This is a genomic window from Saccharospirillum sp., from assembly GCF_039982735.1.
Classification (GTDB): Bacteria; Pseudomonadota; Gammaproteobacteria; order Pseudomonadales; family Natronospirillaceae; genus Saccharospirillum.
Window position 1 is genome coordinate 21,099 of the sequence record NZ_JBDWXV010000023.1, and the last position, 22,682, is coordinate 43,780.

Genomic DNA, 22,682 nt, shown 5'->3' on the forward strand with positions numbered 1-22,682 from the left:
AATGCTGCGCCAGCAGGCATCAGCCCCAGCACTGATCCAGTGCTTCTTCGGACGAGATTGACTCGATGCCCTCTACCGGTTGGTCTGTCACCAACGTCACGCCGGTGTTGAAGAAACCAAGCCCCGGGGTTGCGCCGGGTTTCACACCGGTTTCGGCGTAGGTGACAATGGCGTCGACACCCAAAGAAGCCATCTTCAGCGGAAACTGCATGGAGGTGGCGCCAATGACACCGGCGGCAACGTTTTCAACACCCGGGCAACCGCCATCGACCGAGACGATGTTCACCTGGTCGGTCAGACCCACGGCTTTCAAGGCTTCATAGGCCCCCGCGGCGGCCGGTTCATTGATGGTGTAGACCAGGTTGACGCCCGGGTCGCGCTGCATCAGGTTTTCCATCGCGCGGCGTCCGCCTTCCTCAGAGCCCTGGGTCACGTCGTTGCCGATGATGCGGTCATCTTCCTCATCGCCGATGTCTTGCGAATCGTTCAGGTCAATCCCGAAGCCCTGCAAAAAACCCTGGTTGCGGGCGACATCGACCGAGATTTCAGAAGAGTTCAAATCCAGCAGGGCGATGCGGGCATCGTCCGGGTTCCCGGCTTTTGCCTGTGCCCACTGGCCGATCAGTTCACCGGCCTTGAAATTGTCGGTGGCGAAGGTGGCGTCGGCCGCGTTGGCGGGTGTCAGCGGTGTATCCAGCGCAATCACCACAATGCCGGCGTCGCGCGCTTGCTGAACCACAGGCACGATGGCTTCGGAGTCGTTCGGGGTAATCAGAATGCCTTTGGCACCGGCGGAGATCAGGTTTTCGATGGCCTGAACCTGGGAGTCATTGTCACCGTCGAACCGGCCGGCGAAGGAGCGCAATTCAACATTGCCGTGCTGGGCTGCCTGCGCCTCGGCACCTTCTTTCATTTTTACGAAAAATGGGTTGGTGTTGGTCTTGGTGATCAGGCCGATCAGAATGTCATCGGCCATCGCTGCGCCGGACGCGACGCTCAGCCCCATGGCAAGGGTCAGTGTTTTGAGAGATGCCTTCATGATATGTCCTGCCTCTTGTTGTTATTGATTGAGTGATCCATTGCGATCGTTGTTCAGGCCAGCCTGGGGTTGGCCATGCCTTAACGAGTCACTCTACGGAGCCAGACTAATGAAATATTTCAGGCAGGCGGGGCGGGCTGAAACAATTGAAATAAAGGCATCCACCGGGGTGCAACGTCGGGTTAGAAGAGCGGTGCGGTAACGCTTTGTTTCATTAGATAGGTAGCTATCTATCTAAATGGGCGTATCATGTGCCCTTCATGTTGTAACCGCTGTCGCTGATGACCGATCTGAAACACAACCGCGAACGACTGGGCTACCGCCTCGGGCAAATTGCCCGACTGTGGCGGGCCGAGGTAGACCGGCGCCTGTCACCGCATGGCCTGACGGAATCGCGCTGGCGTCTGTTGCTGACTCTGCACAAAGCCAAGCACCCGATGCATCAGAAAGAACTGGCCGACCTGCTCGGCGTTCAAGGGCCCACCCTGGTGCGCTCTCTGGACTGGCTGGAAAACGAACAACTGGTCGAGCGACGCTCAATCAACGGCGACAAACGCTGCAAAACGATTCACCTGACGCCGCGAGCCGAACCATCGCTGGAGCGCATCAAAGCCGTGGTGGAAAGCGTGCGCGAAGAGATTTTCGAGGGTATTGACCCGGCAGACATCGACACCTGCCTGTCGGTGCTGGAGCAACTGGCCGGCAACCTGAACGCGGCCGGCAACGCCTCCTGAGCCACCCGTGCAGCCTGCAGCAACCGTTAACCGAATGGACACCCGATGACCGCACACACAACCCAGACACAAAACGACGACATACCCGCCTACAACCGGACGCTGATCGTCATCATTCTGATCGCCGGCGCCTTCGTCTCTGTGCTTAACCAGACACTGATGCTGGTGGCTATTCCACCGATCATGCAAGACTTCGATGCCAACCCCAGTCTGGCGCAGTGGTTGACCACCGGGTTCATGATGGCCAGCGGCCTGCTGATTCCGGTTACCGCCGCCTTGATGGACAAGTATTCCAGTCGCACCCTGTACATAACGGCGCTGGTGATCTTCACCCTGGGCACACTGCTCGGTGCTGTCGCTCAAACCTTTACCATGTTACTGATTGCGCGGATCATTCAGGGCGCAGCGGCGGGCATCATCATGCCGATGATTCAGACGCTGATCATGATCATGTTTCCAATTGAAAAACGCGGCGCTGCCATGGGGCTGGTGGGGCTGGTCATCGCCTTCGCCCCGGCGATAGGACCAACACTGTCGGGATGGGTGGTCGACCATTTCTCGTGGCGCTACCTGTTCGTGCTGGTTTTGCCCATCGCCCTGATGGTAATAGTGGCAACGCTGATGTTCATGAAAAACGTGACCCGCCAGCGCGCCAGCCGCATCGACTCGTTGTCCGTTGTGCTGTCGAGCTTTGGCTGGGGGGGACTGTTGTTCGGGTTCAGCATGGCCGGATCGGCCGGCTGGGACAGCGCCAGTGTGCTGGTGAGCTTGCTGGTGGGTGCGGTGTCACTGGTGGCTTTTATTCACCGGCAACGGGGACTTGAACAGCCGCTGCTGGACTTCAATGTGTTTCAGTCTCACACCTTTACCATTACCACCTTTTTATCGGTGCTGGTGTTCACCTTGCTCATTGGCACACAGACCATGATTCCACTCTATGTGCAGTCGGTACGGGGCATGTCGGCGCTGGATGCCGGTCTGATTCTGCTGCCCGGTGCTGTACTGATGGGCATCATTTCACCGCTGGCGGGGCGCCTGTTTGACCGGTTTGGCATTCAAATTCTGGCCATCGCCGGCTTCACGTTGCTCAGTATCGGCATGTTCATTCTCGCGACCATGCCGGATAACGGTCACCCCACCTGGCTAGTTGCCGCCTCAATTTCTCAAATGATGGGGGCCACCTTATTAATGATGCCGTTGATCACAGCAGGCATAAACTCGTTGCCAGTGCCACTGATCGCTCACGCGGCAGCTATGAACAACACCCTGCGCATGGTCGGAGCGTCCATCGGCACCGCTATGTTGGTCACTGTACTCAGTGGTCGCGCTTCCCTGTTTGATAACCCGGATTCACCGGCCGCCATCGCCGCCGGCATTCACCTGGCGTTCTGGGTTGCCTTCGGCTTGGGGCTGCTGGGCTTAGCCACTACGGTCTGGCTACGCCACCATGTGCTGCGCGAACGCCGCCGGGAACAAAGTGTGGTGAATGACGCCACGGGGGCCTAACCTGATTGTCTGACAGATCGGGCTCGCACCTGAGCCCGCGATGACATGCAAACCTTATGCTTTTCTTACGCGGCGCCAGAGGGCATTACAGCTTTGTTATAGCGTGATCCTTACCATTAGCGATGTATTAATCGTTGTGGACAAGCACCGTGACCGCCGTAAAACCCGCCCTGAAAATTGCCACCTTCATCATGCTTATCTGGGGCTGCCTGATGGGGCTGACGGTGCTGCTGGCCGATTGGTCCACCGCTCAGGAAGTGCGCGCCATGGTGCTCAGTGCGCTGGTCTGTTTGGCGGTTGCCCTGGTTTGCATGCTGCTTGCGCGCGGGCCTTCGATTCGCATGAAAGCAAAGCCGATGTTTCTGGTGACGGCGGTTAACTGGGGCCTGCTGTGCCTGACCGGCGCTTTGCCGCTGTACCTTGGCTGGCCGGAACTGAGCTTTATTGATGCTCTGTTCGAGAGTGTCTCCGGGGTAACCACGACCGGTTCAACCATTTTGGTCGGGCTCGACGGTGGCCCCCGCACCCTGATTTTGTGGCGCTCGCTGATGCAGTGGGTCGGTGGCATCGGCATCATTCTGATGGCCGTGGCGGTATTACCGTTCTTGAAAGTCGGCGGCATGCGCTTGTTTAAAACCGAGAGTTCGGAATGGTCCAATATTCAGAATACCCGGGTGCGCACCGTGGCCACACAAATTGGTGTGGTCTACATACTGCTCACCGCTCTGGCTATCGCGGTCTACTGGGCATTGGGGATGACCGGCTTCAACGCTTTGAACCATGCGCTAACCAGCCTCGCGACAGGAGGCTACTCAACCTCTGATTCGTCGTTCGGGCAATTTAATAGCAGTGCCCTGATTTGGGCGGGCAGCGCATTCATGTTGCTGGGTGGTTTGCCATTTCTGCTGTATGTGCAATCGCTGCATGACCGCGCCTGGCACATAGCGCGCGATGCACAGGTACAGCTGCTGTTCAAACTGGTGGCCGCCGCCGCTCTGGCGATGACCGTACATCGATTGCTGACCGGATCGACCGAGTCGTTTTTTCACGCCCTGACCCACGCGGTTTTCAACATTACCTCCGTCGTCACCACCACCGGTTACGCCACCGAAGACTACACCCTCTGGGGCAGTTTCTCGTTAATGCTCTTTGTTTTCCTGATGTTCAGTGGCGCCTGTTCAGGCTCTACCTCCGGTGGCACCAAGCTGTTCCGGTTTCAGTTGCTCGGCTTGCTGTTGCGCGAGCATTTGTTCAAATCGCTGCATCCCTCCGGTCATTTTCAGCGCATCTACAATCAGCGCCCGGTCGGTGAGGGTGTGCTGGTCGCTTCGCTGGCGTATTTGTTTGTGATGCTGGTCAGCCTGTTGCTCTTTTCGATCGCGCTAACGCTGACCGGGTTGGATGTGGTGACCGCCGGGTCCGCCGCACTCACGGCGCTGATGAACGTCGGCCCGGGTTTTGGCGAGTTGATTGGACCAGCCGGCAACTTTTCCACCTTGCCCGATACCGCCAAGGCCATCCTCTGTCTTGCCATGCTGCTGGGCAGGCTTGAATATATGGCCCTGCTGATTCTATTCACACCGGCCTTCTGGCGCTGGTAATGGAAAACCGGAGGGGTTCGATGAAACAGGCCTGGCTGTGGCCGCTGTGCAATGCTGTGATCCCGCTGGCCATTACCGGCCTGGGGCTACTGCCGCTGCCCTGGCTGGCGCATACCACCTTGCTGTTGCTGTATTTGATGGCCGTGGTGCTCAGTGCCCTGCTGACCGACTGGCGCGGCGTGCTGACCAGCGCCGGACTGGGCTTGCTGCTGTTCAACTACGCCTTTACTCAGCCGGTGTTCAGCCTGGCAATGCACGAACCTGAAGAAATAGTAGCCGCAGCCCTGTACGTCGTTTTCGCACTGATGACCGGCGGCCTGGCCTACCGGTTGCGCCACCAGGTCGACCAGCTGTCTTTTCAGCAGCGCTTTGTCAGTGCTCAACTGGCCCTGACCAAACACCTTCAGGACGACCCGGCCAAGGCCGATGCAGATCACCTGGCGACCTTTTCACAGCAGGTCTTCGGCGATGCCCGGGCACTGACCCTGAATGAAGGCCAGACCGATCCGTTAACCCGTGCGCGCGGGCTAAACAGCGACCCGGAGCTGACCCACAACCTGCCCGAGGGCTGGCAATCGATGGTGCGGGCGTTGGGCGAACAATGGCTGGCGTATCAGGAGCGCCGCGAAGCCCGGCAGGAACGCAAAGCCGCTGAACGTCGGGCCGATGAAGAGTCGTTGCGCAATGCGTTGCTGTCTTCCGTCTCGCATGATCTGAAAACACCGCTGGTGACGATGATGGGCGCGGCCACCTCGTTGCGCGACCTGCAAGCCGACCTGAACGAAGACGACCGCCGGGAGCTGCTGAACTCCATCATTCTCGAAAGCGAACGCCTGGAACAGTACATTCAGAACCTGCTCGACATGACCCGCCTGGGCCAGGGCGAGCTGACCCTGAACCGTCAGTGGATCTCGATCGATGAGCTCTACCATGTGGTTTACCGCCGCCTGGCCGCCGCAAAGCCCTCACCCGGGGTTAGCTTTCACCCGAGCGGTGAATTGCCTTCTGTCTGGGTGCATGCAGCGCTGGTCGAACAGGCACTGTTCAATGCGCTCGACAACGCCCTGAAAGCCATAGGTCCAGACGGGCGCGTTGAAGTTCACACTGGCGCCGATGCCAGTACCATCTGGATGGATGTGCTCGACCAGGGCCCCGGTCTGCCGCGCGAGCAATGGGAAGCGGTGTTCGGGCAGTTCTATTCGTTCAGCCGGGGCGACCGCTACTCGACCGGCTCGGGCCTCGGGCTGACCATTTGCCGGGGCATGATGCGGGTACACGGTGGTGAAGCTGCCTTTGTAGAGCCCCCGGCCGGTTTCTCCCTGTGCCTGAGATTGACGCTGCCCATAGCGTCTGCCGGGGCCGACACCGCCACCCGGCCCAACCAGGAATAACCCAGCGATGAGCCGAATTCTGATCATTGACGATGAAGCCCAGATCCGCCGCTTTCTGCGTATCAGCCTGGCGTCTCAGGGGTACGATGTGATTGAAGCGGAGACCGGCACCCAGGGTATTGCTCAGGCCGTGCTGGCCCAACCCGACCTGGTGATCCTGGACCTCGGCCTGCCCGACCTGGATGGCAAAGAGGTGCTGCGTCAGCTCATGGCGCAAAGTCAGCAGCCGGTGCTGGTCTTGTCGGTTCGCTCTTCGGAGATGGAGAAAGTCGCGGCACTCGATATGGGCGCTGAAGACTATGTGGTAAAACCTTTCAGCGTGAATGAATTGCTGGCCCGGGTGCGCCGCATTCTCGCCTCACGCACCGGCACCCGGGAGGACCCGGCCGACATTGCCTATTCCGACACCCGGTTGAGCATTAACCCCGACCGGCATGAACTGACGCTCGATGGCCAGAGCATCAGCCTCACACGCAAGGAATGGGCGGTGATGCAGCACCTGGTAAAGGCTCCCGGCCGGCTTGTCACCCAGACCAGTCTGCTGGAAAAAATCTGGGGCCGCAGTCACAAAGACGACTCCCAATACCTGCGCAATGTGATTCGCCAGTTACGCATCAAGCTTGGCGACAATGCAGCCAACCCGGAGTACCTGGAAACCGAACCCGGCATCGGTTACCGCTTTCTGGACAGGCGATAGACCCAGGGCAAGGCAATGGCGATGATCAGAAACCGAACCACATGATGAACCACCACAAAGGCCGGATCGGTATTCAACGTTGCGGCAATCAGCACCATTTCGGGCAGACCGCCGGGAGCAAAGGCGAGAAAAATAGCCGCCGCCGGAATGTCGGTCAGCAGCGTCAGAAGCGCTGTCATCAGCGCGACCAGAGTCACCGTCAGCAACAGGGCAACCAGGCTGTGACCCGAAAGAATGACGGCCGTGCGCCAGCGAATTTTGGCGAACTTGGTGCCCAGATAGGTTCCGAGCACAAACTGCACCGGCACCAGCGCCTGGCCGGGAATGCTCAGGTCGGTCAGGCCGGTAATTTGCAACACCGCAACCCCGGTTAACGGCCCCAGCATCAGCGGTTGCGGCCAACGCAACCGCCTGGCCACCCATAAGCCAACGGCGATGGCAGCCAAAGCCCACAGCACCGACGGCCAGCTTGGCAATGCCCAGGATTCAGTTGGAACGGTCCGAATTCGGTCAATATCGAGCCCGGTCAGATCGCCCAGACTCACCAGAATCAGCGGCACGAAATAGATCACCGCCAGCACCCGGGTTATTTGCGGAATCAGCATCTGCTTTTCATCGGCGCCACTGCGCGCGCCCATGATCAGCACGAGAGACTGGGCTCCGGGCACCGAGGCAAACAGCGCTGTGGTGCTATCGAACCCGGCAAAGCGCCGGAAATACCAGTGGTTTACGGTCGTTGATGCACTTACCAGCACCACCATACCGATCAGCGACAGGGGCCAGTGCCAGACAGTAAACAGCAGCCCGGGGTCTAGCGCCGCACCGGCATACACACCCAGAATCAGCAGCATGGCGGTAAACAGCCGCATTGGAATATGGGGAGTAAAACCGAGCAGGCTGCCGACAAGCGTCGCTGTCAGGCTGCCCAGCATCCAGGGCAATGGCCAGGACAGCGCATTGAACACCAGGGCACCGACGGCAGCGATGGCGAGCGTCAGCAGCAGATTCAGCGCGGTGTTCAATCGGGTCGGATGACTGGGGCTCATGGCGCTCCGGCAGGATTAAGAGTCGCGCGCAGTATAGAGTGGCAGGCAGGGTTTCGAAATAAAACGCAGCGTTAAACTCCGGAGACCTATAGCTGGCACTCAATCTGATAGGCTCTGCTCTGATTAAGAGTGCACGACCCTGAAACGCCAACCTGAACACAGGAGCAAATAAATGCGCAAAACCATCACCCGTGGAGTCCTCAGGATCCTGCCACTGGCGCTGTCTTTGTGGCTGTTCTGGACGATCGGCGACGGGCTCAATAATTTCGGGCTCGCACTGCTTCGCCTGGTCGGCATCAGCCAACCCTGGGCAGGGAGTGGCTTTGTTTTAGTGCTGACCCTGTTGCTGATCATCGGCCTGGCGTTCAGTGTCAGTCCGATCGTCTGGTTGTACCAAAAGCTGGAAGACCAGATTCTCCGGTTTCCGCTGCTGAAGACCGTATATAGAGCCATTAAAGACATGGCCTCGCTGATCAGCACCGACCCGGAGAAAACCAAAGAACGGCAAACCGTTCTGGTGAAACAGGCGAACGACACCTACATTGTCGGCTTTGTAACGGCAAACGATGTTCCCAGGGCTGTTGGTCAGGCGCTGGAAAAACACGACGAACCCGATGAGTGGGTGCCGGTGCTGATGCAGGTCAGCTATCAGATCGCCGGCGTAACGCTGCTAGTGCGCAAGGCCGACCTGGTTTATGTGGACTGGCCGTTTGAAGATGCGATGCAATTCATGCTGACGGCCGGTTTGTACAAGAGCACAGAGCAGGAAGCGGCTTCGCCCGGTATCAGACCTAACGCCACACCAGACTGATTTCGACAACGCTGGCTCCCAGCGCTTGGGTGATGGTGCGCTTCTGTGTTTTTTCAGTATACTGCTGCCCGTCTGGCGCGCTTGCGCCAGCAGCGTTCTCAGGGCGGGGCGAAATTCCCCACCGGCGGTATCTGATTGGCAGTCATGCAGGTCAGGAGCCCGCGAGCGCTCGCGGTGAACCGGATTAAAGCCGGTGCTTCACGGCGAGGTCAGCAGATCTGGTGTGAAACCAGAGCCGACGGTTAGAGTCCGGATGAGAGAGATCGCGAACCACCCAATCGCTGCCGCGCCCTGCGCGGTGGTCTTTGCGTACTCGCGCGCCCTGATTCTGGCCATCACCCTAATCGTGAGGGAAACCCATGAATCAGTCTATCCCCAACCGCACTACCCGTGTTGCTGTTATTGCAGCCTCCTGGCATGCCGACATTGTCGGACAAGCCTGCGCGTCGTTTGAATCTGAACTGAAACAACTGGACACCTCGGCCGAGGTAGAACACCTGCGCGTGCCCGGTGCCTATGAAATCCCATTGCATGCCAAGCACCTGGCCAAAAGCGGACGTTTTGACGCCATTGTCGCCTGTGGCCTGGTAGTCGACGGTGGCATCTACCGGCACGACTTTGTCGCTCAGGCGGTGATTGATGGGCTGATGCGAGTGCAGCTGGATACCGATGTTCCGGTCTTCAGCGTGGTGCTGACGCCGCACCATTTTCACGAACACGAGGAACACCAGCGCTATTTCCGCGAGCACTTCGTGAAAAAGGGTCAGGAAGCGGCTCAGGCCTGCCATGCCACCCTGGGCAGCCTGCGCGCGATCACCGGTTAACCTGAACGGCCCGAAACCATTCGGGCCGTTGCACTACTGACTCGATAGAATGCCCAGCAACTTTCGAGTGTGGTCGACTGTTTCGACCCCGAGGTCGGTCAGGTAGCCGCCGTCTTTATGGGTGATCAGCCCTTTGCCATGCAGGCGTTCGGCAGCGGCTACCAGTGCCGGGTCGGCCTCCTGGCTATGCACTTTTATGCCTTCCTGCAATGAAGAGGCCCGAAACTGGGTAAGCAAATTCAGCTCGGCGAGGTGGTCGTCGGAGAAGGGCATGGCGATTCCTATTGTTGTTCGGGCATAGCTTATGTTTAGTCGAGTTTTCCTGATTCGACAATCCTGGCGCGTTACCTATCGCGCCCCTATCCCGGAAACCTCAGAATGTACTGATCCCGCTGGCCTCCATAAACCGGTACACCAGTTGCGGCCAGACCCGGGTGTCGGCGTAGGTTTCGTAATCGACACTGAAGCGTTTGTCGTCGGTGTTGCTCCAGCGCAATTCAAACCAGTCGGCGGCGTCTGCCAGAGCGGTTAATTCGGCCGTTCTGCCGGTTAATACCATACTGGTTTCCAGGTTGAGGTTATTGAGGTTGCGCCGTGTAAAGTTGGCCGAGCCGACAATCAACGTGGCCTCACCATCGGCGTGCCGGGCCAGCATGAATTTGGAATGACACTGTTCGCCCCGGGTTTCGCACCAGCGCACGGGTATGCCGGCCCGGTGGAGTTCGAGCGCGGTTTGGCGATTGGGGATACCATTCTTTTCGCGGCCAAAGGCGTCTTTGTTGGCGTCGAGCAGGAGGCGCAATTGGGCCTGACGGTCGTGCGCGGCCAGCAGGGCGCTGACGATGTCGCGGTCTGACAGGTAGAACACGGCGATGTCGAGCTGGTCGCCGGCGTTAACGCCATTGATGGTCTCCAGCAGCGCGTGTTTGATGGCCAATTCAGTGACCACTCTTAACCCGGCGTCCGTTGGGTCGGCCGGGGGCCGGGTCGATAGCGTCGACTGTACCGTCGGGCCGCCGGAAAACGCCAGCACGGCTTGCTCGGTTGTCAGCAAATCCTGTACAGCGGGCCCTGAAAAGCGCAGGGCAACGTTGCCGTGGGCGCTGCTGCCATCATGGGGGTTGGCCGAGGTCACCAGCGCCGCATAGCCGTTACCCCCACCCTGGTCGGCAATAATCACTTTGCGGTGATTAGCCTTGAAATTCGGCAAAATTAGAAAGCTTCGCAATGATATTCGGCCATCGCCCAGCGGGCTTGCCAGCCGATCTCCGGTACTGGTTCCAAAGTGCGATAAAAAGGTACGCCAGATGGAAGAATAGGCCGGGTTGCTGTCGCGCAGGGCCTCCAACCGGGTCAGGGTGACGGTGATGCCCGCTTGTTCCAGCCGCTCCAGGTGCCTGGCACGCTGACCGCCATAGACGGTGTTGATCGGGTCGGTAATCAGGTGCGCTTCAAGGTTGGGGAAGCGCTGCTTCTGGGCGATCAGTCGTTCTGTCAGTTCGGCCGACAGCGCCCGGTGTTCTTCGCGCACCTCGCCCTGAAAATCGTTGAACAGAAACATGTCGATCAGCACAAAGCGTTCGGCCGCGTCGATCATGGCGAAGACTTCATCGAAGATGCTTTGTTCGAGATGACGCTGGTCGTCGGTGCCTATGTAAGACGTATCGGATAAGAACCGCACATCGCTGACCGGCCGCAGCGGGCCGTCAACGTTGAGGCCGGGCGGCAAGGGTTTAACGCTGTGGTAAATGCCCACCGCCAGCAAAACCAGCCCAACAGCCACTAACAGTGCAATTGCGATACGACCTCCTGCCCTGGGTACGCCCACCATGGTGCTACTCCTTCAGATCCGGGCGTGCATCATCCATGCGTTTCCCGGGTGTCAGTCCTTCCGACTCTGTATCGGCTCTGACCGCTGGCCAGTTGCCGACAAGGGCGGAAACAAGGCGTCAATATGCCTTTGAGACAGGGGCTTTTGCAACAAAGGATGCTCGATGGCAAACCCCAGGTCGTCTTCCAGCCGCTCGCGGGGCAGGCCGGACATCAGCAGGCAAGGCACGTCGGGCCAGTATTTGCGCACCATGGTCACCACGTCGAGACCGTTCAGCAGGCCGCCTAGGTTCACATCGGAAAGCACCAGCCCGGCCGGTTCGTCATGGTGATGCGCCCAATCAATAAACTGTTCACCGTGCTCGAACGCCATGACCCGGTAACCACGTTGTTGCAATAAATCGGTAAGCGCCTGGCGAACGGCGGCATCGTCTTCAACCAGTGCCAGCGTATGACTGGCCTCGAAGGTAAGCGAGAGTTCGACGACGCTGGCTCCAGGCGAACTCAACTGAGTGGTTACCGGCCAGCTCATACACACCGTTGTACCCTGCCCGGGCCAGGATTGCAGAGTGAATTGCCCACCGCTCTGTTGCACAAACCCATACACGGTCGACAGCCCGAGGCCACTGCCCTGACCTACCGGTTTGGTGCTGAAGAAGGGTTCCAGCACGCGTTTCTGCAACGCCACCGGAATTCCCTGGCCGGTATCGGTCACCGTCAGCTCCAGCCGATCTTGTTGTTCAAGGTAACGGGTACGAACCGTAATAGCGCCCTTGCCGGGAATGGCCGATACGCTGTTCAACACCAGATTCAACAGGGCGTTTTCCAGTTGCGACGGGTCGATGTACAGACTCCGACCCGGGGCCGCCAGGTCTAGTGTGAGCGTAACCGGGCCGGAGACTGAATATTCCAGCAGTTCAGTCAGCCCCTCGATCAACCGGTCCGGTTCGACCACCTCTGGCGTCAGCCGTTGTTTGCGACTGAAGGCGAGTAACCGCTGTACCAGCTGGGCGCCGCGTTCGCTAACATCCAGCGCGCGGTGCAAATAGGGTGTGCCTGCATCGCTGACCGCACCACTTTGCTCCAGCAACTGTAAGTTGCCCGACAGCGCCGCCAACAGGTTATTGAAATCGTGCGCGACGCCGCCGGTCAGCTGGCCCAGTACGTCCATTTTTTGCGCCTGCTGCAATTGCTGCTCGGCCATGCGCCTCTCGGTCAGGTCCCGGTATAAGGTGACAAAGCCACCATTGGGCATGGGTTGGCTGCGAAACTCGATGATCTGACCATCATCGTAATGGCGTTCAAAGTTCTGCTGGCTCTGGTGGCGCTGCACGTTCATGGTCGGCATGTCGACGGCTTCCTGCTGCACGCTGAGGTTGCGATGCGCCTTGCGCGCCATCAGTGCCTGCACCTCGTCCAGCGCCATGCCGGGCTGGAGGTCGCCGTCGTTGAAGTCGAATATCTCCAGGTAGCGTCGGTTCCAGATTACCAGCCGGTCGTCGCGGGAGAACACGCTGAGCCCGTCCTGAATCTGGTTGTGGATGGTTTCCAGCAGGGTTTTCTGGGTATCCAGCTCGGCGCTGGTGCGTTCGGCTTGCAGGGCGTGCTCACGGAACACATCGTAGGCGTGCACCAAGTCACCAATTTCATCCTGACGATGGATGGGAATTTGCGCCGGCGACTCCTCGCGCCGCGACAGTTGCACCATGTCGTCTGTGACGGTGGCCAGGTCCCGAATCAGCCGGCGATTGTTCAGGTAATACACCAGCAGCGCCAGCATCACCACCAGCGACAAGCCCAGAGTGAGCACCCGGGAGGCGTTTACCCGGTCGGTCACCGCCGTTTGCTGACGCACCACCACCTGCTGAATATCGGCAGCGAAGCTGTTGGTCTGCTCAGTGAGACGCTCCGAGTGGGCGCGCAAGCGGGCCAGCAGGAATGCCTTGTTTTGCTGAATGCCCTGCAACGTCTGGTATTCAGCGGTGGCCAGCTCCAGCCAGTCGAGGTAGGCCTCGGGCTCGGCCACGGCCAGCACCAGCGGTCGCAGCCGCTCCCGGGTCTGGCGGTTATAGTCGGCCGGGTCGGTAATCGCCCGGTAGAACAGCTGCAACGGCAACCAGGGCTCAATGGTGACGGAATGGCCGGCCTCGGCGCTGTCGCGTGCCTGCTGATCGACCTGAAACTGAGCCGCGAGCACGTCTTCGCGAATAAACAGTTCGTCGTACACCCGCCCGGTCAGCGCGTCGAGATCGGCTTTGATGTTGGCGAGAATAGCCTGGATACGGGCGCGAACGTCCGGGTTCTGCAAGCGTTGTGACAAGGCAAACACCCGCTGGTACCGGCTTTCGAGGCGTTGCCGCTCGGCCTGCAGCTGAAATGGGCGCCCGGCCGATGCCAGATAGGGCGCCAGCGCCACAATCTGAGCGGCTTCATCGGAGAGACTGAGGGCCGTGCGAATTTCGGGAATCAGTAACCCTTCGAACTCATTCACCGCGTCCCGGGTCTGGCTTAAACCGCGCCAGGAGAAGCTGACCAGCGTCAGCAACAGCACCAAACCGACTACAAAGGCAGCCAGGGCTTTCGCGTGTAACGTCCAGCGCAGCGGGTTCATAGCCGTTTGACCGTGGCCTCAAAACGGTAGCCAATGCCGCGCTCGGTTTTAATGTAGTGCGGCGCCTTGGGGTTGGGTTCGAGCTTGCGGCGCAGGCGCAGTATCAGAACGTCGATGGTGCGATCGAAGGATTCGGTTTGAGTGCCGTGGGTTTTCTCCAGCAAATAATCACGACTTAGCACACGGTTCGCCGACGATAGCAGCACATTCAACAAATTGAATTCGCCGTAAGTCAGGTCGACCAACTCACCCGCCGGGTTCAGCAGCGTGCGCCGCGTCAGGTCAAGGCACCAGCCATCGAACACCAGGCCTTCGGAAACCCGTTGCACCAGTAATTTGGGGGTCTGGCTCAGTTGGGTACTGCGCCGCAGCAGGGCCCGCACCCGAGCGACAATTTCGCGCAGGTTGAACGGTTTCATCATAAAGTCGTCGGCGGCGACTTCGAGGCCGAGAATGCGATCGGTCTCATCGCCCTTGCCGGTGAGCATCATGATCGGCACGGCCGAATCGCGGCGGATGTCCTGCGCCACGCGCAAGCCGCTTTCGTGCTCCAGTTTCAAATCGAGCAATATCAGATCGGCCGGGTCCTGGGCTTGCAGGCCCAGCAACGCCTGGCCGGTTTGGACGGGCGTAACCCGGTAGCCCTCCAGCGTCAGGGTGTCGGTCAGTACCTGCAAGATGTCCGGGTCGTCATCGACGATGGCAATGTGATGCGCCTGGGGGGTTGCGGCCATCGGTTTCTCCGGGCTTTTTATCATTATGGTGCCAGGTGAGTCTGTGTACGCGCGTTCGCGCCACTCAGTGACGCACTGGAATGTTAACAGAGTATTTCAAACACGGCCCCAAACCCGTGGAGGAAAGCCGTGAAGTGTGGAGCCGGTCGCAGATGTAAAGCCGGCACCATGCCATTCTAAGCTATTGCTCCCGAGCCGAATGATGTCATGACAACCCCTGTAATCCGTTCCCGACTGGCCCCGTTCAGGCTGGCCCCATGCACTGCGTTGCTCGCCTTACTGGTCGCTGGTTGCCAGCCGGAAACCGTCAGCGACACCACCGGCGATACGTCCGACCCCGTCGATACTGATGACAGCGGCACCGTTGAGCTGGCGCTGGCGGTACGATCGCTCAGTTACACTCAGGCTAACCCGGGGCCAACCCAGGCCGTGCTGGATGTGCGTATACCGACGGAAGCCACCGTACAACTGGTTTTAAATGGTGAATTGGTCGACGAATGGGATACTGGCGACTCTTGCATTGTATTCCCGGCCTTTACTCAGTGTGCAGACTACCTGGACCAGTCTCTGCCCATCATGATCGAGACAGGGGGCGAGCAGCAGTTTGAACTGACGGCGCTAAAAGGCGGCGACTGGAAGACCGTGACCTTTGAGCGCGACCTGACGCTTGGACAATGCATCAGCAATGAGGCGTTTTACGACACAAAGGTACAAGGTGCACTGCAGAGTCAATGCAGTTCATGCCACAACAGTGGCAACCCGGTGTTCAGTGCCAATGCCAGTTGGTCGCAGTTTGAAACGACCATTTTTAACTCAACCCACCGGCTTTATAAGGCGCCCTCTCACCAGGAAAATGGTCACAGCGCCAAGCCACTGGAGCCTTACGATGAAGACTACCGGGCCATAGCAGAGCTTGTGTGGCGATCTCTCAATGATTTTGAGTGCTCATAGCCACCGAGCTCAAATCTAAAGTTTCGGAGTTCCCACACAGCAAGCGGCGGGTGCCGCCGCGAACGATTGACTCTGAAGCAACCCGAACTCCGAGGCTTGAGGCCACAACTCTCGGATCCATATTAAGGTTAAGGTATGCGTGGCTTACCCACGAGAAAGCGCGAACTTAATAAAATCGGCTTCCGGCATGGGCCGGGCCCAGTAATACCCCTGCCCCTGAGTGCAGCCGAGCCTGGCCAGTAAGTCGGCTTCGGCCTGGGTTTCGGCGCCTTCAGCTACGGTAGTCAGGTTGAGGCTGTTGGCCATTTGAATAATGGCGGTGACGATGGCGGTGTCTTGCGGGCTCAGTTGCAGCTGCGACACAAAGGACCGGTCAATTTTCAGTGTGCCGATCTTCATCTTGTTCAGATATCCCAGGTTGGAATAGCCGGTCCCGAAATCGTCGATCGAGAAAGTAACGCCGAGCGCCTGCAACCGGTGGAAGGTGTGGTCAATGTCTTCACCGGGTTCCATCAGCATCGATTCGGTGATTTCAATTTCCAGTCGATGGGGCTCGATGCCGGATTCCGTTAGAGCCTGTTCAACCACCCGATCAAGGTTACCGCGCTTGAATTGCAAAGACGAAACATTCACCGCCATGGTCAGCCCTGACAGGCCGACCGAATCAAACCGGCTTAGCGCTCCCGTGGCCTGTCGCATCACCCACATACCGATCTCAATGATCAGACCCGACCGTTCAGCCAGGCTGATGAACTCGATGGGAGGCACATTCCCGCGCGTCGGGTGTTGCCAGCGCAACAGGGCCTCACAACCGCACAGCTTGCCCGTTTTCAGATCGATTTTGGGTTGGTAGTGCAGCGAAAGTTCGTTGCCTTGTAATGCCTTGCGAAGGTCGGAAATGAGTTTGACCTGAGCCTGGGCGTCGTTGTTCATGCTGGTGTTGTAATAGCGAATGCCATCGCGCCCGGCGCGCTTCGATTCGTACATGGCCATGTCGGCCTTGCCCAGCAAAGTAGCGAAGTCGGTACCATCGGCCGGCGCGATGGCAATGCCAATCGAGGCCGTGGTGGTCAGCTCGTGACCTTGCAGCATCATGGGTTCGCGCAGTGTTTGCAGCAGTTCATCCGCCCGGGAGATAATGGACTCTCCCGGTGGCAGGTCGGGCATCAGCACCACGAACTCGTCGCCACCAAAGCGTGAGACCGCATCCGATGTACGCACTTCATCCACCAGGCGCTGGGCAATCTGAATTAGGTATTCATCGCCGGCGCCGTGGCCGAGTGAATCGTTGATGGGTTTAAAGTTATCCAGATCGATAAATAACAGCGCCACCGACTGACCTTCACGCTCACTGTGACGCAACATCAGTTCAAACTGCTCGGCGGCCAGCATGCGATTGGGCAAGCCGGTCAGACTGTCATGATTCACAAGCGCCTCAACCTGGGCCTGGGATTCACGGCGTCGCTGGTTTTCTTCGTTCAGCTCTGTCACCAGATGACGAATGTCGTTGACCAGCAGGCGAATACAGTAGGCTGTCGTCAACAGAATCAACACCAGCAAAATAGCCACGTTGATGTTGCTCTCGACCGGTCGGGTCTGATGCAGCCCCATCGAATTGACGCCACCAAGTATCAGCAAACTCACAATCATGACCGCCAGCAAACCAATAAAAATACGACGGTTTCCAATGATGCTCGCAACGACCAGAATGCCGGGGTAACCCAGCACGGCTTCATCGCGCAGGCCATCGCTGTGCCATAGAAAGTAGTAACACAGGCCGGTCATCAGCCCGAGCATCCAAGTGGCGGCCAATTGATAATGTTGCTGGCGTACCAGCCAAAGGCTCAGGAACAAGAGACCCGCTGCGACCGCCATGGCCAGTGCAGAGGAAACACGGCCGAGTGCCATACTCTGTACGGTCGCAACCAGCAGGAATATCTGCAGGGCCCAGAACATCTGGTTGAGACGTTCATGATGAAGCTGCCTAACCAGTGGCGACCGACCTGGCTGATTTGAATTATGTTCTGATGCCATACCACCCAACAGAAATCTTGTGAAAGAAACGGGCTGATTGAACCCTCCTGAAACAGTCTAGCTTGAAATGCCTGGTTCGTGGATGCACCGGGTGGTTATTCCTGGAGAACCTTAGTTAACGCAACGGAACAGCAGGCACCGCGCCAAAACGGTGCGCGCTCTGGTGCAGGGTGATCGACTTGGTGCGCAGTGAAGGTATCTGTGACAAGGCCACGCCGGTAAAGCCCCATGATACCCGGCTTTTGAAACGATTGTTTCAGCCTTACGCGGATTTGAATGATTGTTCGGCCAACTGGCCTGCCCTTTGCAATATCCCTGTACCGGCTCCGGCCAATCCTAAAGCCACACACAGGGGAACACCATGAACAAAGCATCTCTGGTTGCCAGCGTCGTTGCACTGCTTAGCGCCACGGCCGCTTCTGCGACCGATATTAAATTTGCACTGGACTGGAAATTCGAAGGCCCCGCAGCGCCCTACCTGATGGCCATGGACCGTGGCTACTATGAAGAAGAGGGCCTGAACGTCAGCATTGATACCGGTAGCGGCTCGCTGGAGGCCATCCCCCGGGTTGGGTCGGGCACTTACCAATTAGGTTTTGCCGACATCAATTCACTGATTAAGTTCCGCGACCAGGACTCTGACGTACCGGTTCAGGCGATCATGATGGTGTACGATGCCCCGCCGTTTGCCATTGTCGGGCGCAAAAGCCTGGGCGTGATGGAACCGGCCGACCTTGAAGGCAAAACCCTGGGCGCACCGGCCACCGACGGCGCCTACGCCCAGTGGCCTGCCTTTGTTGAGGCCAACAACCTCGATGCCAGCCAGGTCACCATCGAAAACGTCGGTTTCCCGGTACGCGAACCCATGTTGGCCCAGGGCGATGTCGACGCCATTACCGGCTTCTCGTTTTCCTCCTACATTAATTTAAAATCCAAGGGCGTCGACGCCGATGACATCAGCGTCATGCTAATGAGCGACTACGGCCTGAAACTTTACGGCAACGCCATCATCGTTAACCCGACCTTTGCTGAAGAGAACCCCGAAGCGGTGACCGCCTTTCTGCGCGCCACCATTCGCGGCTGGCGCGACACCATCGCCGACCCGGAAGCGGCCGTTGAATACGTAATGGCCCACAACAGCATTGCCCGCAAAGAAGTCGAGCTGGAGCGGCTGATCATGTCGATCGACGACAACATCCTCACCGATGCCGTCATCGCCAATGGCATGGGCGACATCGACCCCGAGCGGATGCGCGAAGCCATCGATCAGATCGGCATTGCCTACAGCTTCAACAATAAACCCGATGTCGACGACATCTTCACCGATGCCTTTTTGCCCAGCGCTGAAGAGCGGATGCTGCAATAAGTACAGGCTACCCAAACAAAACGGGCGCCTCGGCGCCCTGGTCTCATTTACGACAGGCCCGCAGTATGAGTGTGATTGATATAGAAGGCTTACGCCTCGGCTACGGTGGCATGGCCCCCGAACAGATCGTGCTGGATGGCATCGACTTACACATCGACAGTGGCGAATTCGCGGCCATTGTCGGCCCGAGCGGTTGTGGCAAGTCGACCTTCATGAAGCTGCTATCCGGCTTGCTGACGCCCCAAGAAGGCCAGATTCTGATCGACAACGAACCGGTCACCGGGCCGCGCAGCCAGGTCGGCATGGCGTTTCAGAATGCCATCATGCTGCCCTGGCGCACCACGCTCGATAATATCCTGCTGCCGCTGGAAGTGGCCCCCGCCACCAAGTCGGATTTTCGCCACCGCAAGGCCCAGTACCGGCGCCAGGCTGAAGACCTGCTGACGGCTGTTGGCCTCGAGGGCATGGGCAGCAAGTACCCCTGGGAGTTGTCTGGCGGTATGCGCCAACGGGCTTCTTTGTGCCGTGCCATGATTCACGAACCACCTTTGTTGCTGCTCGACGAACCCTTCGGCGCACTCGATGCTTTTACCAAAGAAGAACTCTGGCTGGTGTTGCAGACGCTGCGCCAGCACCGAACGTTTACGGTATTGATGGTCACCCACGATCTGACCGAAGCGGTTTATCTCTCCGACACCGTCTACGTGATGAGTGCCCGGCCGGGACGCATGCTGGTGCGCCAGAACATCACCTTTGACCAGCCGCGCGACCTCGACATTCGCTTTGAACCCGGTTTTGTCAGCCATGTGCACGACCTGCGGGAACACATTCGCGGCACCCGGGCCCAGGCTGCTGCGAAACCAGTGCTGGGAGCCACATCATGACCACAAGCACCCCGTCAACGCCGGCAACCACCACACCGCGCCCGTCACGATTGCGACACTGGCTCGGCTGGTTTCGCCGCGAAGAGGCGATGTCGTTCTGGATCATCATTGGCTTTTTCGTGATCTGGGAAGCGGTATGTCACCTCTTTTCACTGCCCGTGTATTTTCTGCCACCGCCCTCGGCAATTGCCCAGGCAGCGGTCGAATTTCAGCGCGCCCTGATGATTAACTCCATTCAAACCCTGTGGACCACCATGGCCGGGTTTGGCTTCGCCGTGGTGTTCGGATTAATACTGGGCGTTGCCGTCGGTGGTTCGCGCCGGCTTTATCGCGGGCTGTACCCGCTGATGGTCGGCTTTAACTCGATACCCAAGGTCGCCCTGGTGCCGATTCTGGTGCTCTGGTTCGGCATCGGCTCGGTACCGGCGATCATCACCGCTTTTCTCATTTCGTTTTTCCCGATTGTGGTCAACGTCGCCACCGGTCTGGCCACCACCGAACCGGAAATGGACGACATACTGCGCGCCCTGGGGGCCAGCAAGCTGGACCGTCTACTGAAAGTCGGCTTACCCGGCGCCATGCCACATTTTTTCGGTTCGCTGAAAGTCGCGATTACCCTGGCCTTTGTCGGGTCGGTGGTGTCCGAGACCGTGGCCGCCAATTCCGGGCTTGGCCACATGATGCTGATGGCTCAGGCCAACTTCGAGGTGCCACTGGTGTTCGCCGGCTTGCTGGCGCTGGCCATTGAAGGGGTGCTGATGTATGCCCTGTTCGTGGTCATCGAAAAACGCATGACGGGCTGGGCCTTCCGCGCTCAGAGCGCTCAACAATGAGTAACGGGGCTAGGAGCCAGCCGTAATGATCCACACCAAACGCACACTCGGTGGCGCCTGCGTCGCGCCTCACCACAGCGCCGCCCAGGCCGGGCGGGATGTCCTGCAGGAAGGTGGCAACGCGGTAGAAGCCATGGTGGCCGCTGCGGCCTCCATCGCCGTGGTGTACCCGCACATGAATGCGCTGGGCGGCGATGGCTTCTGGCTGATCAAACCAGCCAATGGCACGCCGATCGCCATCGATGCCTGCGGTCCGGCGGGGCAAGCGGCCGACATTGATTTTTACACGGGCGCAGGCGAAACCACCATCCCGAGCCGCGGACCGCATGCGGCCCTGACCGTTGCGGGCACCATCGGCGGCTGGCAACAGGCATTAAAGGTCGCTCATCAACTCGGTGGCAATACCCCGGTCTCCCGCTTACTCGCCCCTGCCGAACAGCAGGCGCGAGAAGGCATCGTGGTCAGCCAGAGCCAGGCTGCGCTCACGCGCGCCAAATTTGATCAACTGGCTCGGCAGCCCGGTTTTGCCGAAGTGTTTCTCAATAACGGCCAGCCACCTTCCGAAGGCGACATCCTGTATCAGCCCGACCTGGCGGACACACTGGCCCAACTCAGCCGCGCCGGGCTCGACGACTTTTATCGCGGTGACCTCGCCCAAACCCTGTCGCAAGGCCTGGAAGCACTCGGCAGTCCGGTGCGGCGTGCGGACCTTGAGGCGTTTCGGGCACGTCTGGTCGAACCATTACATACTCAGCTGCGTGGCAGCACGGTCTACAACCTGCCACCACCGACGCAAGGGCTGGCGTCACTGATCATTCTGGGCCTGTTCGATCGGCTGAACATCACCGAAGGCGAAGGCTTTGACCACCTGCATGGTCTGATTGAGGCCACTAAGGCTGCATTTACGGTGCGCGATCTGGAGTGCATCGACCCTGACTGGCTGACGGATTCGCCCGCACGCTGGCTCACACCCGAGGCGTTGAACGAACAGGTCAAAACCCTGTCGATGACCCGCGCGCGCCCCTGGCCCAACCCAACCAAGGCTGGCGACACCGTCTGGCTCGGCTGCATCGACAAGGCCGGCAATGCGGTCAGCTTTATTCAAAGCATCTACTGGGAATTCGGTTCGGGCGTCGTCGTACCAGGCACCGGTGTCACCTGGCAAAACCGGGGCACCAGCTTTTCGCTCGACCCGGCCTCCCGCAACGCGCTCAGCCCGGGCCGCCGCCCTTTCCATACCCTTAACCCGGCCCTGGCCGAGTTCGATGACGGCCGCACGATGGTGTACGGCACCATGGGTGGTGAAGGCCAGCCGCAGACACAGGCCGCGGTGTTCAGCCGCTATGCCCTGTTCGGGCAGCCGTTGCAACAGGCCATCACCGCGCCGCGTTGGCTGCTGGGGCGGACCTGGGGCGACACCGACACCCGCCTGAAACTGGAAAACCGGTTCGACCCGGCCCTGATGGACCAGCTACGCAGCGCCGGACACGACGTCGAAGTCCTCGATGAAGCCTTCAGCGACACCCTGGGCCACGCCGGCGCCCTGGTGCACCGGCCTGACGGCGTGATCGAAGGGGCGGCGGACCCCAGAGCCGATGGTCTAGTGGCTACTTTGTAGCGCAAATTTTGAAGTTCGCTGAGTGATAAGCGGCGGCTACCGGGTATGCCCCTGTGGGGTAGTCCGCAACAGGGATGTTGCGGCCTAGGCTCCAAGGATGGATCTACGCCGACCCCACAGGGGCATATCCGGTGGCTGCTGCGGCCCAATGCCATCCTAGCCATCCCCGAGC

19 protein-coding genes and 1 riboswitch are annotated in these 22,682 nt (G+C 59.1%); of the genes, 12 read left to right on the forward strand and 7 right to left on the reverse strand.

Annotated elements, in window-relative coordinates:
• Positions 1–19: 19 nt before the first annotated feature.
• Positions 20–1,039, reverse strand: a complete 1,020-nt coding sequence (locus ABJT94_RS19030; RefSeq protein WP_348474310.1) for a sugar ABC transporter substrate-binding protein — start codon at positions 1,037–1,039, stop codon at positions 20–22.
• Between the two features lie 281 nt (positions 1,040–1,320).
• On the opposite strand from ABJT94_RS19030, the gene ABJT94_RS19035 reads away from it, so the two are divergent.
• The 5 genes from ABJT94_RS19035 to ABJT94_RS19055 all read left to right on the forward strand — a co-directional run bounded on the left by ABJT94_RS19035 (position 1,321) and on the right by ABJT94_RS19055 (position 6,968).
• A complete protein-coding gene (locus tag ABJT94_RS19035; RefSeq protein ID WP_348474311.1) occupies positions 1,321–1,773 on the forward strand; it encodes a MarR family transcriptional regulator in 453 nt (150 codons plus the stop codon).
• Between the two features lie 45 nt (positions 1,774–1,818).
• Positions 1,819–3,279, forward strand: a complete 1,461-nt coding sequence (locus ABJT94_RS19040; protein WP_348474312.1) for a DHA2 family efflux MFS transporter permease subunit — start codon at positions 1,819–1,821, stop codon at positions 3,277–3,279.
• Between the two features lie 149 nt (positions 3,280–3,428).
• Entirely contained in the window at positions 3,429–4,880 is a 1,452-nt protein-coding gene (locus ABJT94_RS19045; protein ID WP_348474313.1) for a TrkH family potassium uptake protein, read from the forward strand.
• Between the two features lie 20 nt (positions 4,881–4,900).
• A complete protein-coding gene (locus tag ABJT94_RS19050; RefSeq protein WP_348474314.1) occupies positions 4,901–6,271 on the forward strand; it encodes a DUF4118 domain-containing protein in 1,371 nt (456 codons plus the stop codon).
• A 7-nt stretch (positions 6,272–6,278) separates the two neighbouring features.
• Positions 6,279–6,968: a response regulator transcription factor gene (locus ABJT94_RS19055; protein ID WP_348474315.1), complete on the forward strand. Its 690-nt coding sequence runs from the start codon at positions 6,279–6,281 to the stop codon at positions 6,966–6,968.
• Here the strand turns inward: ABJT94_RS19055 and ABJT94_RS19060 are convergent.
• Entirely contained in the window at positions 6,944–8,014 is a 1,071-nt protein-coding gene (locus ABJT94_RS19060) for an AbrB family transcriptional regulator (RefSeq protein ID WP_348474316.1), read from the reverse strand. The genes ABJT94_RS19055 and ABJT94_RS19060 overlap by 25 nt on opposite strands.
• A 172-nt stretch (positions 8,015–8,186) precedes the next feature.
• On the opposite strand from ABJT94_RS19060, the gene ABJT94_RS19065 reads away from it, so the two are divergent.
• Together ABJT94_RS19065 and ABJT94_RS19070 are read left to right on the forward strand one after the other, a co-directional pair.
• Positions 8,187–8,825 (forward strand): DUF502 domain-containing protein, encoded by a 639-nt coding sequence (locus tag ABJT94_RS19065; protein WP_348474317.1) that lies wholly within the window; start codon positions 8,187–8,189, stop codon positions 8,823–8,825.
• Positions 8,826–8,915: 90 nt separating this feature from the next.
• Positions 8,916–9,094, forward strand: a riboswitch (FMN riboswitch).
• Between the two features lie 90 nt (positions 9,095–9,184).
• The gene (locus tag ABJT94_RS19070; protein WP_348474318.1) at positions 9,185–9,649 is read left to right on the forward strand and encodes a 6,7-dimethyl-8-ribityllumazine synthase; all 465 of its coding nucleotides are present in this window, start codon (positions 9,185–9,187) and stop codon (positions 9,647–9,649) included.
• Positions 9,650–9,682: 33 nt separating this feature from the next.
• Here ABJT94_RS19070 and ABJT94_RS19075 read toward each other — a convergent pair whose 3' ends face one another.
• The 4 genes from ABJT94_RS19075 to ABJT94_RS19090 form a co-directional block, all read right to left on the reverse strand.
• The gene (locus ABJT94_RS19075) at positions 9,683–9,922 is read right to left on the reverse strand and encodes a TIGR02647 family protein (RefSeq protein WP_348474319.1); all 240 of its coding nucleotides are present in this window, start codon (positions 9,920–9,922) and stop codon (positions 9,683–9,685) included.
• Positions 9,923–10,022: 100 nt separating this feature from the next.
• Positions 10,023–11,480, reverse strand: coding sequence for a phospholipase D-like domain-containing protein (locus ABJT94_RS19080; protein ID WP_348474320.1), 1,458 nt, complete (start codon positions 11,478–11,480; stop codon positions 10,023–10,025).
• 51 nt (positions 11,481–11,531) lie between these two features.
• Positions 11,532–14,090, reverse strand: coding sequence for a PAS-domain containing protein (locus ABJT94_RS19085; RefSeq protein ID WP_348474321.1), 2,559 nt, complete (start codon positions 14,088–14,090; stop codon positions 11,532–11,534).
• Complete coding sequence (locus ABJT94_RS19090; RefSeq protein WP_348474322.1) at positions 14,087–14,824, reverse strand: response regulator transcription factor; 738 nt, start codon at positions 14,822–14,824, stop codon at positions 14,087–14,089. The genes ABJT94_RS19085 and ABJT94_RS19090 overlap by 4 nt, the downstream gene beginning before the upstream one ends.
• A gap of 207 nt (positions 14,825–15,031) precedes the next feature.
• On the opposite strand from ABJT94_RS19090, the gene ABJT94_RS19095 reads away from it, so the two are divergent.
• On the forward strand, positions 15,032–15,775 hold the full coding sequence (locus ABJT94_RS19095; protein WP_348474323.1) for a hypothetical protein: 744 nt from the start codon (positions 15,032–15,034) through the stop codon (positions 15,773–15,775).
• A 144-nt stretch (positions 15,776–15,919) separates the two neighbouring features.
• On the opposite strand, the gene ABJT94_RS19100 is transcribed toward ABJT94_RS19095, so the two are convergent.
• Positions 15,920–17,731, reverse strand: a complete 1,812-nt coding sequence (locus tag ABJT94_RS19100; RefSeq protein ID WP_348474324.1) for an EAL domain-containing protein — start codon at positions 17,729–17,731, stop codon at positions 15,920–15,922.
• 439 nt (positions 17,732–18,170) lie between these two features.
• Here ABJT94_RS19100 and ABJT94_RS19105 point away from each other — a divergent pair, with 439 nt between their 5' ends.
• The 4 genes from ABJT94_RS19105 to ABJT94_RS19120 all read left to right on the forward strand — a co-directional run bounded on the left by ABJT94_RS19105 (position 18,171) and on the right by ABJT94_RS19120 (position 22,510).
• Positions 18,171–19,175, forward strand: coding sequence for an ABC transporter substrate-binding protein (locus ABJT94_RS19105; protein WP_348474325.1), 1,005 nt, complete (start codon positions 18,171–18,173; stop codon positions 19,173–19,175).
• Between the two features lie 65 nt (positions 19,176–19,240).
• Positions 19,241–20,059: an ABC transporter ATP-binding protein gene (locus tag ABJT94_RS19110; protein WP_348474326.1), complete on the forward strand. Its 819-nt coding sequence runs from the start codon at positions 19,241–19,243 to the stop codon at positions 20,057–20,059.
• Positions 20,056–20,892 carry an ABC transporter permease gene (locus tag ABJT94_RS19115; protein WP_348474327.1) on the forward strand — a complete coding sequence of 279 codons (837 nt, stop codon included), beginning with the start codon at positions 20,056–20,058 and terminating at the stop codon, positions 20,890–20,892. Before ABJT94_RS19110 ends, ABJT94_RS19115 begins: the two co-directional genes overlap by 4 nt.
• Before the next feature lie 25 nt (positions 20,893–20,917).
• Positions 20,918–22,510, forward strand: a complete 1,593-nt coding sequence (locus tag ABJT94_RS19120) for a gamma-glutamyltransferase family protein (RefSeq protein WP_348474328.1) — start codon at positions 20,918–20,920, stop codon at positions 22,508–22,510.
• Positions 22,511–22,682: the final 172 nt, after the last annotated feature.